The organism is Coleofasciculus sp. H7-1 (assembly GCF_057473865.1).
On the sequence record NZ_JBYCCT010000032.1, the window covers coordinates 1 to 14527 of the forward strand.

Consider the following 14527-nt stretch of genomic DNA (forward strand, 5'->3'; position numbering starts at 1 on the left):
TCACTCGCAAGACGATTTGTTTTTCCAAGTCCATTTGGCTACATGATGTGGTGATTGGACTGTTCATCAATCGCTATGAGTTTGGCTTGTTAATTTAACTATCGAGCCACACGTCTAGAACATTACCGTAGCAGCAAAAAGTAGTCGCATTGCTGCAATTCTGTATCAATTTGAGAAAGTAGAGGCGGCTCTGAAAATCCTATTTTTTCGTAGGAATCTCCCTGGCGATCGCCTTTCTCGACATCCCTTGTAGGTGCCCCTACACTCGCCATAAAGGCTATGTATCCAGAAGCATTCAGGGTTTCGTAGAATTGAGTTGCCAGTCCCCTATCTGGCTCCTGTGCGCGGTGCGAGATAAAAATTCTCTTAAGTATCTCTGCCCCTTTTTGGGAAGGGTTCTGGTTCATGAGCGGTGGCATTTCTGCTGAGTCTGACTCCTGCTTCTGGGCGCGTTCTATTGCTCCTTTGAAATTCTTTTTGCTAACTCTTTCTCCCAAAACAGTCGAAAGCTTCTTCCATAATTTATAGCCAACATCTTTTTCTACGTATTGAGGATTTAAAGGATAAATGTCTTCATAGGTCTTTCCTTCCCAAGATCCTATAAACACTTCTCTTTCAAGATCGTTCAAGTGTTTTCCTGTTTGAAGAAAAATTAAATTATCTACCAATATTAATGCTTCGTTAATTTCCATATTTCCTTGAAAGTGCTGTTTCATGTATAGGAATTCTAAGTAATTCGTGAAATCCTCTTCTTTATCTTTCTCCCTTGTCCTATAGCGAAGAGAACGCATGGCTTCACTAACGCTAGTGCGTCTTTAGCGGTTCGTAAAAAAATAGATTACAAATCAAATAGATTGTTATATTTAACATTTAGTAAATTTTACTAGCTGATTCCAAATAGCAAGGTTCCTTTGGGGATATTGCTTGATTATATTTATATAGCACTCCCAGTTCCCGTCAATAAAAATCTTGACCGTTCTTTCTCTTAAAATAGGAACTGAGGGGGTCAAAGACTAATTTAAAATTGCACGTTGCGTATATTTAATAATTTTTTATGAATTCAACCAAACAGTAAGCCTAGGATTACTTCATATTATAAAAATGTAGCTGCCACAGCCCGTAAATGGCAATGAAGCGGACAAAACCCCGCTGAGCCAACGACTCCTTCTTCCCAAGCTCTACCAGGAAATCCCTATGGCTGAGGCTAAAGCGTCACGCTCTTTTTGGGCTGTCTTGGCTATTGAGGGAGGTAGCCGTTTAGCAAAAAAAGCGTCAGCCTCTCCCGCTTTCAATCTTCTTACACCAATTCACTTTACTAACGCTACACTGGCGATTTTCTCTTTGTCCCCCCTATTACTAGAGTAGCGGCGCTCCCATCGCATGAATTTGTCGGCTCTGTTGCAGGCAATTAGTGAAATGGTATTACACCATCTTGAGAAACCCTGGGAATGTGCAAGCAAAAACAATTTCTAGCAGATAACCGAGGAAAAAGTGGATATTTCCTGAACTTTCCTGGGGTTTCCTGAGCTAATCAGGTCTGATGTGTAACAGGGGTGAGGGAAACTGAAGACTCTAGCTTCTTCAGTTTTGCTACAGCCTGAAAAAACACTCAAAACTTCTGAGCTTTCCTGGTTGCGCTCTGCGGAAATGTAAGTAAAACTACTGATATAAGTAGCAAGTAGGCGTGTTTTAATTTAGGAAATGAATAAAAAATAAACATCTTAGAAGAGTGTGTTTAAACCAATAAGTATATCTCGCGAAATTTTAATCAATTTATAACAATTGATTTCCGGTAGTTGAATTTTCTAACTGCGCTCTCAATTTTATCAGGGGACTAGAGATGTTTAATCCCACAATGGTGATGATTGATACCTTCGTTGAACGCCTGCGGGCTGGCTACTGCCGCACTTACGGCGGTTTTAAACCAGACTACCCCGATATCATCGTTTGGGCTGGAAATATGGCTCTGGAAAATATCGCTAACAGCGACGCCCTTTATCACAACGTCGAACACACCATCTTTGTCACCTTAGTGGGACAGGCAATTCTGCGGGGCAAACATATCCGCTTTGGCGGAGTTTATTGCGAAGATTGGTTGCACTGCATCATTTCTTTGTTGTGCCATGATATCGGCTACGTGAAGGGAGTTTGCCTGCAAGACCGACCCGGTGAAAGAGTGTATGCCACAGGTATCGACAACTTGCTCATTTCGCTGCCGACCGGCTTAACCGATGCCAGCCTTACACCTTACCATGTAGATCGCGGAAAACTGTTTATTGAGGAGCGTTTTGGCGGTCACCAACTAATAGATACAGAAACGATCAAGAGCAATATCGAGTTAACTCGTTTTCCCGTGCCAGCAGATGAAGATCATCAAGATACTAATAACTTTCCCGGCTTAATTCGCGCCGCCGATTTAATTGGTCAACTTAGCGATCCGCGCTACTTGCAAAAAATTAGTGGATTGTTCTATGAATTTGAAGAAACGGGGATAAATAAAACCTTAGGCTACAAAACTCCCGGAGATTTGCGGAGAAACTACCCGAAGTTTTACTGGAATGTCGTTTATCCTTACATCCAGGATGGATTGCGCTACTTAGAGCTGACGCAAGAGGGAAAGCAGATATTGGCAAACCTCTACGCCAATATATTCGTGGTAGAACACGAATAGAGTTCATGCTCAAAGTTCATGTTCAAAGTTTAGCGTTGCTGACAATTGAAATTTTGTAGTAGCACCTACACGAGGTGCTACTACAAAATTGTCTTCATTTCTGAGCTACGCGGCTTGGGAAGAAAATGAGGATGCGATCGCATCCTCTCTCCTCTCCCGCGTGTATCTATCCCTCAACCCAACTGATTCTTGATATATTAATGACTGACACAGCGACCCTGTACTCATAAACTCAAACAAGTCTCCGAAAATAAGCATCTACGCAGCCTCAAAACAATTGCTTAGACCGACTACGCAGACACAAGTTTCTCCTCGCTAGGAGTCGCCAAGCGACCTCTGGCTAGCCACAACCATATTCGTGAAGTCTATTGCTTAAATCCTGTCGAAATACCGCCACAATGCTCAAAAAGCGTTTTCAACGGCATCCTTACTTGCAGGCTAGAGCCACCATCAGCCGAGAGAAGGTGATTTTTTGGGAATCCCTTAGCTTCTCAAGAAAACCCTTAAGGACTTCTACTGGTTAGCGAGAACGCGGCTGTTGTAAAGATAAGTAGCAATGCTCAGCCTGCGTCTTGTAACGAGAAATTAACACGTTTGAGTCGCCCAAAAGTATTCAACAAGGGTCGCAGTGCGTCAGAATCATCATTGATATGACAGAATTTTGAACCAGTTACTCAGGCTGCGACAAAAAGTAACCATCCTCGAAGGATAAAGCTATGCCAACTGCACAGGCAACCGCCGATACCGATAATCTCGATGCCAAACAGCTCCTGAGAACGCTCGTAGCTGTTAAAAAAGGTAACTTTTCTGTCCGTATGCCGATTGACCAGACTGGCATGGCTGGGAAAATTGCCGATACGCTCAACGACATCATTGAGATGAATGAGAGGATGGCGAATGAGCTAGAACGGATCAGCACGGTTGTTGGGAAAGAAGGCAAAATCGCCCAGCGGGCTTCGATTGGAACGGCAGGTGGTTCTTGGTCAGCTAGTGTAGATTCTGTCAATACCCTGATTACAGATTTAGTTCAACCCACCGCTGAAACCGCTCGCGTGATCCGGGCGGTTGCCAATGGTGACCTATCCCAGAGAATCGCGCCGGAGATTGAAGGTAGACCCTTGCAAGGGGAATTTCTCCAAACCGCACAGGTCGTCAACACGATGGTGGATCAGCTTTCCTCCTTTGCCTCGGAAGTAACGCGGGTTGCCCGTGAAGTGGGCACGGAAGGCAAGCTGGGCGTGCAAGCAGAAGTGAAGGGCGTTGCAGGCACCTGGAAGGATTTAACCGATAACGTCAACTTGATGGCAGGAAATTTGACCGCTCAAGTGCGGAACATCGCCGAAGTGACCACAGCGGTGGCAAATGGCGACCTTTCTAAGAAAATCACCGTCGATGTCAAGGGCGAAATTTTAGAGCTGAAAAACACCGTCAACGTCATGGTGGATCAGCTAAACTCGTTTGCCTCGGAAGTAACGCGGGTGGCGCGAGAAGTGGGTACGGAAGGTAAACTTGGCGGTCAGGCAGAAGTGAAGGGAGTAGCAGGAACCTGGAAGGATCTCACCGATTCGGTGAACTTGATGGCGGGGAACTTGACAGCACAGGTGCGGAACATTGCGGAAGTAACGACGGCGGTAGCAAATGGCGACCTTTCTAAGAAAATCACTGTCGATGTCAAAGGCGAAATTTTAGATTTGAAGGACACCATCAACGTGATGGTGGATCAGCTGAACTCGTTTGCCTCGGAAGTAACGCGAGTTGCCCGAGAAGTAGGTGCAGATGGGAAGTTGGGCGGTCAGGCAGAAGTCAAGGGAGTAGCAGGAACTTGGAAGGATCTGACCGATTCGGTGAACTTTATGGCGGGTTCTTTAACCTCCCAGGTGCGGAACATTGCGGAAGTGACGACGGCGGTGGCGAATGGCGACCTTTCCAAGAAAATTACCGTCGATGTGCGCGGGGAAATTTTAGAGCTAAAAAACACCGTCAACACGATGGTGGATCAGTTGAACTCCTTCGCCTCGGAAGTAACGCGGGTGGCGCGTGAGGTGGGTACGGAAGGCAAACTGGGCGTACAGGCAGAAGTCGGTGGAGTTGCCGGAACCTGGAAGGATTTGACCGATTCGGTGAACTTGATGGCGGGGAACTTGACAGCGCAGGTGCGGAACATCGCCGAAGTAACGACGGCGGTAGCAAATGGCGACCTTTCTAAAAAAATTACCGTCGATGTCAAAGGGGAAATTTTAGAGCTGAAAAACACCGTCAACATCATGGTGGATCAGCTTTCTTCCTTCGCCTCGGAAGTGACGCGGGTGGCGCGAGAGGTAGGCGCAGATGGAAAGCTGGGCGGTCAGGCGGAGGTGCGCGGCGTTGCCGGAACCTGGAAGGACTTGACCGATTCGGTGAACTTCATGGCGGGTTCTTTGACCGCGCAGGTGCGGAACATCGCGGAAGTAACGACGGCAGTTGCGAACGGCGACCTTTCTAAGAAAATTACTGTCGATGTTAAAGGGGAGATTTTAGAGCTAAAAAACACCGTCAACACGATGGTGGATCAGTTGAACTCCTTTGCCTCGGAAGTGACGCGGGTGGCGCGAGAGGTGGGAACCGAAGGAAAACTGGGCGTACAAGCAGAGGTGCGCGGCGTTGCCGGAACCTGGAAGGACTTGACCGACTCGGTGAACTCGATGGCGGGGAATCTGACGGCGCAGGTGCGGAACATCGCGGAAGTAACGACGGCGGTAGCAAATGGCGACTTGTCCAAGAAAATTACCGTCGATGTCAAAGGCGAAATTTTAGAGCTGAAAAACACGATTAATATCATGGTGGATCAGCTTTCGTCCTTCGCCTCAGAAGTAACGCGGGTGGCGCGAGAGGTGGGTTCGGAAGGGAAACTGGGCGTGCAAGCAGAAGTGCGAGGAGTTGCCGGAACCTGGAAGGACTTGACCGACTCGGTGAACTCGATGGCGGGGAACCTCACCGAACAAGTGCGAAACATTGCGGAAGTGGCAACTGCGATCGCTAATGGCGACTTGTCCAAGAAAATTACCGTCCAAGTTAAAGGCGAAATTTTAGAGCTGAAAAACACGATTAATATCATGGTGGATCAGCTTTCGTCCTTCGCCTCAGAAGTAACGCGGGTGGCGCGAGAGGTGGGTTCGGAAGGGAAACTGGGCGTGCAAGCAGATGTGCGAGGGGTTGCCGGAACCTGGAAGGATCTCACCGATTCGGTGAACTTTATGGCAGGAAGCTTAACGGCACAGGTGCGGAACATTGCCGCCGTGACGACGGCGGTGGCGAATGGCGACTTATCCAAGAAAATTACCGTCGATGTTAAAGGTGAAATTTTAGAGCTGAAAAACACCGTCAACACGATGGTGGATCAGCTCAACTCCTTTGCCTCGGAAGTGACGCGGGTGGCGCGAGAGGTAGGAACGGAAGGCAAACTGGGCGTACAGGCGGAGGTGAAGGGCGTTGCCGGAACCTGGAAGGACTTGACCGATTCGGTGAACTTCATGGCAGGAAGCTTGACCGCGCAGGTGCGGAACATCGCGGAAGTGACGACGGCGGTGGCAAATGGCGACTTATCCAAGAAAATTACCGTCGATGTCAAGGGCGAGATTTTAGAGCTAAAAAACACGATCAACACGATGGTGGATCAGCTCAACTCCTTTGCCTCGGAAGTGACGCGGGTGGCGAGAGAGGTGGGAACGGAAGGAAAACTGGGCGTGCAAGCTTATGTCCGAGGAGTTGCCGGAACCTGGAAAGATTTGACCGATAACGTCAACTTGATGGCGGGAAATCTGACAGCACAAGTGCGGAACATCGCTGAAGTCACGAAGGCGGTGGCAAATGGCGACCTTTCCAAGAAAATCACCGTCGATGTCAAAGGCGAGATTTTGGATCTCAAAGACACGATCAACGTGATGGTAGATCAGCTTTCGTCCTTCGCCTCGGAAGTGACGCGGGTGGCGCGAGAAGTGGGCACAGAAGGCAAATTGGGCGGTCAAGCGGAGGTGCGCGGCGTTGCCGGAACCTGGAAGGATTTGACCGACAACGTGAACTCAATGGCAGGGAACTTAACCGCGCAAGTGCGAGGCATTGCCAAAGTGGTGACGGCAGTTGCCAATGGCGACTTGAAGCGAAAACTGATGCTGGAGGCGAAGGGAGAAATTGAAACCTTAGCCGATACGATCAACGAGATGATCGATACGCTGGCAACGTTTGCCGATCAAGTCACCACCGTGGCGCGGGAGGTGGGAATTGAAGGAAAGTTGGGGGGACAGGCGAAGGTGCCTGGTGCTGCTGGCACTTGGAGGGCGCTGACAGATAACGTAAACGAACTGGCGGCGAATTTAACTACCCAGGTAAGAGCGATCGCAGAAGTAGCGATCGCAGTCACCAGAGGCGACCTCACCCGGTCGATTTCCGTCGCCGCACAAGGCGAAGTCGCCATCCTCAAAGACAACATCAACCAGATGATTGCCAATCTGCGGGAAACAACCCAGAAAAATACCGAGCAAGACTGGTTAAAAACCAACCTCGCCAAGTTTACCCGGATGCTACAGGGACAGCGAGATTTGGAGACTGTTTCTAAACTCATCTTGTCCGAACTTGCTCCCCTGGTATCCGCACAACACGGTGTCTTCTACCTGATGGAAAGCGGCGAACAACATCAGCCGTTCTTGAAGCTGCTGAGTACCTATGCCTACCGAGAGCGCAAGCATTTGGCGAACCATTTTCATTTGGGTGAAGGCTTGGTGGGACAATGCGCCCTGGAAAAAGAACGAATTCTGCTTACCGAGGTACCGGACAACTATATCAAGATCAGCTCTGGCTTAGGGGAATCCACCCCAATCAATGCCGTCGTCTTACCCGTTCTATTTGAGGGACAGGTAACGGCAGTGATTGAACTGGCGTCTTTCCGCCGATTTAGCGAGATTCACCTCACCTTCTTCGATCAACTCACCGAAAGCATTGCCATAGTTCTGAACACGATCGCCGCTTCGATGCGTACCGAAGAGTTGCTCAAACAGTCCACCGCACTAGCAGAAGAACTGCAAACCCAGCAAAAAGAACTCACAGAAACCAACAAGCGACTGGAACAACAAGCGAAATCACTCCAGGCATCCGAGGAACTGCTCAAGAATCAACAGGAACAGTTGCAGCAAACCAACGAAGAACTGGAAGAGCGATCGCGCCTACTCGCCATGCAAAACCGCGAAGTCGAGCGCAAAAATCGGGAAATCGAACAGGCAAGGCAGTCGGTAGAGGAAAAAGCCGAGCAACTGGCACTCACCTCCAAGTACAAGTCGGAATTCTTAGCGAATATGTCCCACGAACTGCGGACGCCGCTAAATAGCTTGTTAATTTTGGCAAGGTTACTTTCTGATAATCCAGATGGCAACCTGACACCGAAGCAAGTTGAATACACCCGCACCATTCATGCCGCAGGCACCGACTTGTTGGGGCTGATTAATGACATTCTGGATCTGGCAAAAATTGAATCTGGAACCATGTCAGTGGACGTTGACCAGATGTTATTTACAGATTTACGCAGCCAGATGGAACGCACTTTCCAGCAAGTGGCGCACGACAAAGGACTCACCTTTACCGTGGAATTCGACGAAAGACTGTCCAAGGGGATGTATACCGACTCGAAACGGTTACAACAAGTCCTGAAAAATCTGCTCTCGAATGCATTTAAATTTACAGAGCAGGGTACAGTCCGATTGCAAGGCGAGGTGGCGACAGGCGGCTGGAGTTCCGATCAGGGGATTTTAAATCGCGCCCAAACTGTTCTGGCTTTTGCCGTCAGCGATACAGGCATTGGGATTGCACCCGATAAGCAGAGAATTATTTTCGAGGCTTTTCAGCAGGCGGATGGGACGACGAGTCGCAAATACGGCGGTACGGGTTTGGGCTTGTCAATCAGTCGAGAAATTGCCCGACTGCTGGGCGGAGAAATTCGTCTGGTGAGCAGTTCGGGACAGGGAAGCACGTTCACCCTCTATTTGCCGCAGGCTTATCAAGATGGGGCAGCAGGAATGAGCAGTCCTGAGGTGCGAAGTATCCTTCCAGGAATGAGGAATCACGTCGCACCCAGTACCCCTCAGACCATTGATGTTCGACCGGCGACCCCACCGGCGAATCGAAACGACGGCGATCGCTCCTCCACTCCCGGAGAGGCCAGTGTAGCCGCTAGTCCCTACCCCCGCTCCGCACACATAGCTGAAATTAGCGATGACCGGGATGACATCCAAGCGGGCGATCGCGTGTTGCTAATTGTAGAAGACGATGTCAATTTTGCTCGGATCTTGTTGGATATGGCACGACAACAGGGCTTCAAAGCGCTGGTGGCGTTGCGAAGCGATACGGCTCTGGTAATGGTGCGAGAATATCAGCCGGATGCGATTACGCTAGATATTCGGTTGCCGGTGATGGATGGCTGGACGGTGCTAGACCGTTTGAAGCACGACCCAGGCACTCGTCACATCCCAGTCCATATCATCTCCGTCGAAGAAGTCCAGCAGCGCAGCTTGCAACAAGGAGCGATCGCTTATCTGCAAAAACCTGTCAGCGGCGAAGCTTTGGCGCAGGCGCTGTCTGACATTAAGGGGTTCGTCGAGCGCCCCGTCAAGAACTTGCTGGTCGTAGAAGATGATGAAACTCAACGCCACAGCATTGTCGAGCTTATCGGCAATAGCGACGTGCAGACGACGGCTGTAGGCACTGGGACAGAGGCACTCGAAGAGCTGAGAACCGGGCACTATGATTGCCTGGTACTAGATTTGGGACTGCCGGATATGACTGGATTTGAGTTGATGGAGCAAATTAAACAGGAGCCTAGCCTGAATACACTACCGATCATTGTTTATACCGGCAGGGAATTAAGCAAGCAACAAGAAACCGAACTCAAGCGCATTGCCGAAACGATTATCATCAAAGACGTGCGATCGCCAGAACGTCTCTTGGACGAAACCGCCTTGTTCCTCCACCGAGTGCAGGCAAATTTACCCCGCCCGAAACAACAAATTCTGGAACAATTGCATCAAACCGATCCGGTTCTGACTGGCAAGAAAGTCTTGATTGTTGATGACGATGTGCGGAACATCTTCGCCCTCACCAGTATGCTGGAACTCCATCAAATGGAAGTGTTGTATGCCGAAAATGGCAGAGATGGCATTGCTAAGTTGCAAGAGCGCCCCGACATTGATATTGTCCTGATGGATGTGATGATGCCGGAAATGGATGGCTACGAAACCATGCAAGCCATTCGCCAGCTCGATTCATTCGCAGCACTACCGATGATCGCTCTCACCGCCAAAGCCATGAAAGGCGATCGCGAAAAGTGTATCGAAGCCGGTGCGTCCGACTACATCACCAAACCTGTCGATACCGAGCAATTGCTCTCCCTGCTGCGCGTCTGGCTCTATCGATAAGGCAAAAGAAAAAAAGGCAAAGAAGACGGCAAAAGTTCTTTCTGTTTCTTTGTGTCTGTTTCTTTACCTTTTTACTTTTTACTTTTTACTTTATGAACACGCCCAAAAATAGCAGCGAACTTGAAGATATTGAAATTCAGTTGCTATTGGAGGGCGTGTATCGTTACTACGGGTTTGATTTCCGAAACTATGCTCCCGCTTCACTCAAGCGCCGCATCTGGAACGCGATTCGTGCGGAGCATTTAAGCAGTGTATCCGCGCTTCAGGAAAAAGTCCTCCACGATCCGAACTGTATGGAGCGGTTTTTGCTCGGTCTCTCCGTCAACGTGACCGCCATGTTCCGCGATCCCACCTTTTATTTAACATTTAGAAACAAAGTTGTTCCTTTATTGCGAACTTATCCATTTATTCGGATCTGGTGTGCAGGTTGTTCAACCGGCGAGGAAGTTTATTCAATCGCCATTTTGTTGCAAGAAGAAGAGCTTTATCACCGTTGCCGCATCTATGCAACTGATATGAATGAAATGGTATTAAGAAAAGCCAAAAGTGGCATTTTTCCCCTACATTTAATGCAGGAATATACTCAGCATTATCTCAAAGCAGGCGGGATTAAGTCTTTTTCAGAATATTACACGGCTGCTTATGACAGCGCTATTTTTCGCGCATCCCTCAAGGAAAACATTGTCTTCTCTCAACATAACTTGGCTATCGATGGTTCTTTTAATGAATTCAATGTCATCCTATGTCGCAACGTCTTAATCTATTTCAATCCATTTCTTCAGGAACGGGTTCACAATCTTTTGTACGATAGTCTCTGTAGATTTGGAATTTTAGGGTTAGGTCGTCAGGAATCCCTTAAAACCACTCTGTACGAAAAACACTATGAGGAGTTAGAAAATCATGAAAAGATTTACCGAAAATTGGGCTAATTAAAACTTCCATATTAAAAATGCCACATAAATGCCAGATTTTCCACATAAATGGCATAAAACGGAGGGAATGAGCTTTTTTGGCTCTTCCGTAGTTGGTATGCTAAATTTATAGTCAAGAAGCGCCACAAGCTATACTAGCCATGAATTTAAGCCAATTTAGCGTTTATTAAATAGAAAATACAGTCCAAAATCGTTATACCTTGCTAGGTAAGCCTTTCAAGTTTTGGAATCAACTTTTTAGCATACCAAGTAATGAAGAGCCGCTTTTTTAGATCAAGGGTAGTAGGTAATCGGAAATCCTGACAATAATTATTGCATCCTCACTACCCACCCGTTCCATTGAGTTTTGCCCATCTACTGATTCATTGGTGAGTATGGATGATTGATATTGTTGTTGTCGGCACATCATTAGGTGGGTTGCAAGCTTTAACCGTAATGCTCGCCGGTCTGCCAAATACTTTCCCAGCGGCTGTGGTTGTCGTACAACACCGTCACAAAGCCTCTGACAACACGCTGAGCTTTTTTCTCCAGCAGTACAGCACTTTGCCGGTGGGGGAGGCGGAAGATAAAGAAGAAATTCTGCCTCGGCGGGTATACCTGGCTCCCGCTGATTATCACTTACTGGTGGAACCCCGGCAGGCATGGGGACACCGCCAAGGTCGGTACGGAGGCATCGCTACATTGGCACTCTCAACCGAGGCTCCTGTATGCAATGCCCGACCGTCGATTGATGTGCTGTTTGAATCGGCGGCTGATGCTTATGCACAGAGAGTTATCGGGGTGATTTTAACCGGAGCGAGTCAGGATGGTGCGAAAGGCTTGGCAAAAATTAAAGCACGCGGCGGACGGGCTATAGTACAAGAGCCTGCAACAGCAGAAAGCCGGATCATGCCAGAAGCAGCGATCGCATCTGTAACGGTAGACTGGATTTTGCAGCTCCAAGACATTGCTCCTCTTTTAGTCAACCTTTGTCAATCTGCTGTGAGGTGAAAAAATTAAGATATGTGACACCAAAACCCCAGTAGTTCAACAGCAAAATCTGGAAACATCAAATCTTCATCTAAAAACCCTGGATTCTAGTTCCTAAAATTTGTAACTTTGGATAGTTGTATAAACAGCTAAACGGTGACACTCTCGAAAAAGCCGCTCAAACAAATCCCGACCTTCCAGAAAATGCAGCCCGAAGAAATAGTTAACGTCCTCCTAGTGGACGATCATCCAGAAAATTTACTGGCTTTGGAGGCGATACTGGGCAGCCTCGGTCAAAATTTGGTAAGAGCTACATCGGGCGAGCAAGCCTTGAGATGTCTGCTTGAGCGGGATTTTGCCGTGATTTTGCTTGATGTCCAGATGCCCGGTCTAGATGGATTTGAGACGGCAAAGCTGATTCGACAACGACAGCGATCGCGCCACACGCCAATTATTTTCCTGACCGCATTCAGCAGCAGCGACTCCCTTGTTTTCAAAGGTTATTCCCTGGGTGCAGTAGATTACCTGCTTAAACCTCTGGAGGCGGAAATATTAACCTCCAAAGTGGGGGTGTTTGTTGACTTGTTCAAGAAAACAGCAGAGGTGAAACGACAAGCGGCACAACTTACCGCTGTCAACTCAGAACTTAAGCAAAGTGAAAAGCGTTTTCGCTCGTTAAGTGCCTGCTCGCCTCTGGGCATTTTTATGACCGATATTGAAGGGCGCTGTACCTACGCTAACCCGCGCTGCCAAGCGATTTGTGGCTTGACACCTGATGTAGAGACGCAAAATTTAGCCTCGCTATATGAAGAAGGTTGGTTGCAGTCGGTGCATCCAGAAGACCGCGATCGCGTCTTTACACATTGGTCTACCTGCATGAGCGTAGGTCAGGAATGCTCCAACGAGTTTCGCTCCCAAACTCCGGAGGGCATCTTGCGTTGGGTTTACCTCCGCTCCTCCCCGATGCTGACCGATACAGGCGAACTCATCGGTCATGTCGGCACCCTAGAAGACATTACCGAGCGCAAAGCCGCAGAGGAAGCCCGCGCTCAGATGATCCGCGAGCAGGTGGCACGACAGGAAGCCGAGGCGGCGAACCGGATTAAAGATGAGTTCCTTGCAACCCTCTCTCACGAACTCCGCACCCCCCTCAACTCGATGCTGGGTTGGACTCAACTGCTCCGCAGTCGCAAGTATGATGAAAAGACGACAACCCGTGCCCTGGAAACGATTGAGCGCAACGCCAAGTTACAGGCGCAACTGATCGAGGATATTCTCGATGTCTCGCGGATTATTCGCGGGAAGCTGCGTTTAAATATCTGCCAAGTCAACCTCGTACCCGTGATTGAGGCGGCGCTGGATGCGGTTCGTCCGGCGGCTGAGGATAAAGGAATTCAATTGGAAAGCGTACTCGATCGCTCGGTGGAACTGGTGTCTGGCGATCCTAACCGCTTGCAGCAAATTGTTTGGAATCTACTCTCCAATGCGATCAAGTTCACTTCCTCAGGAGGAAAGGTGCAGGTGTGCCTTTTAAATAGTGGCGATCGCGCTCAAATTAGCATCAGTGACACTGGGGTAGGCATCAGCTCAGAGTTTCTCCCCTATATTTTCGATCGCTTCCGTCAAGCAGATAGCACCACCACTAGGCGCTATGGTGGATTGGGACTCGGTTTGGCAATTGTCCACAACTTAGTGGAACTGCAAGGCGGCACGATTGAGGCAGAAAGTGAGGGAGAAGGGAAAGGGGCAACGTTTATTGTGAAGCTGCCAGTGGCATCTGACCGACTCAAGACCTGCGCTTTGGAGCCGGTATCCTCAGGTGACGAAGTGGCGATCGCGTCTCCTCCCTCTCTGGCGAGGTTGCAGGTGCTGGTGGTGGATGACGATACCGATACCCGCGATTTTTTGACGGCGGCGCTAGAACAATACCACGCTCAAGTGACGGCTGTGGCATCGGCTCAGGAAGCGCTCCAAGCCCTGGAACAATTAAAACCAGATGTACTGGTGAGCGATATTGGAATGCCGAATGAGGACGGTTATGGCTTGATCCGCAAAGTTAGAGCTTTGGAAGCCCAGCGGGGAGAAACTAGGATTCCCGCGATCGCTCTGACTGCTTATGCCAGGGGTGAGGAGCGATCGCAGGCACTCGAAGCAGGTTTCCAGATCCACCTGCCTAAACCCGTTGAGGCAATCAAATTAATTGCCTCTGTGGCAAGCTTGGCGGGACTGAGTATAAATCTCGCGGACGTGTAGCGAACTGACTTTTTCTGCGCTTCGCTATTGCACACCCATCTTTCTTTCAATCCCCGATCGGGGTTTCTACACCAATTAGGTTCGGATATCGCAGTCCTAAATGATTCGTGAGGCGAGATCCTAGGGCAATTCTTACGAACAGGACTTACGCAAAGCTTATACATAGGGCTTGCTGAATAAGTCGGAAAAGATCACACTCTAGAGCTTGTCTGGCCGAAAAAAGGTGGTTAGGTGCAAGAAAAACAGCTAAAATAGCTCAAAACCCT

The 14527-nt window shown here is 48.8% G+C and carries 7 protein-coding genes; 6 read left to right on the forward strand and 1 reads right to left on the reverse strand.

Features of this window, described 5'->3' with window-relative positions; translation table 11 throughout:
- The coding region (locus AC2VDX_RS08175; protein WP_486928077.1) for an IS1 family transposase at positions 1 to 98 on the forward strand (98 nt) is incomplete at its 5' end.
- A 24-nt stretch (positions 99 to 122) separates the two neighbouring features.
- Here the strand turns inward: AC2VDX_RS08175 and AC2VDX_RS08180 are convergent.
- Positions 123 to 716 carry a helix-turn-helix domain-containing protein gene (locus AC2VDX_RS08180; protein WP_378178130.1) on the reverse strand — a complete coding sequence of 198 codons (594 nt, stop codon included), beginning with the start codon at positions 714 to 716 and terminating at the stop codon, positions 123 to 125.
- 1124 nt (positions 717 to 1840) lie between these two features.
- Here AC2VDX_RS08180 and AC2VDX_RS08185 point away from each other — a divergent pair.
- The 5 genes from AC2VDX_RS08185 to AC2VDX_RS08205 all read left to right on the forward strand — a co-directional run bounded on the left by AC2VDX_RS08185 (position 1841) and on the right by AC2VDX_RS08205 (position 14261).
- Entirely contained in the window at positions 1841 to 2671 is an 831-nt protein-coding gene (locus AC2VDX_RS08185; protein WP_378178133.1) for an Npun_R2479 family HD domain-containing metalloprotein, read from the forward strand.
- A 716-nt stretch (positions 2672 to 3387) separates the two neighbouring features.
- Complete coding sequence (locus AC2VDX_RS08190; RefSeq protein ID WP_378178136.1) at positions 3388 to 10107, forward strand: HAMP domain-containing protein; 6720 nt, start codon at positions 3388 to 3390, stop codon at positions 10105 to 10107.
- Positions 10108 to 10199: 92 nt separating this feature from the next.
- The gene (locus AC2VDX_RS08195; RefSeq protein WP_378178139.1) at positions 10200 to 11036 is read left to right on the forward strand and encodes a CheR family methyltransferase; all 837 of its coding nucleotides are present in this window, start codon (positions 10200 to 10202) and stop codon (positions 11034 to 11036) included.
- Between the two features lie 381 nt (positions 11037 to 11417).
- On the forward strand, positions 11418 to 12029 hold the full coding sequence (locus AC2VDX_RS08200; RefSeq protein WP_378178142.1) for a chemotaxis protein CheB: 612 nt from the start codon (positions 11418 to 11420) through the stop codon (positions 12027 to 12029).
- A 183-nt stretch (positions 12030 to 12212) separates the two neighbouring features.
- Complete coding sequence (locus AC2VDX_RS08205; RefSeq protein WP_378178145.1) at positions 12213 to 14261, forward strand: hybrid sensor histidine kinase/response regulator; 2049 nt, start codon at positions 12213 to 12215, stop codon at positions 14259 to 14261.
- The last annotated feature ends 266 nt before the right edge of the window (positions 14262 to 14527 follow it).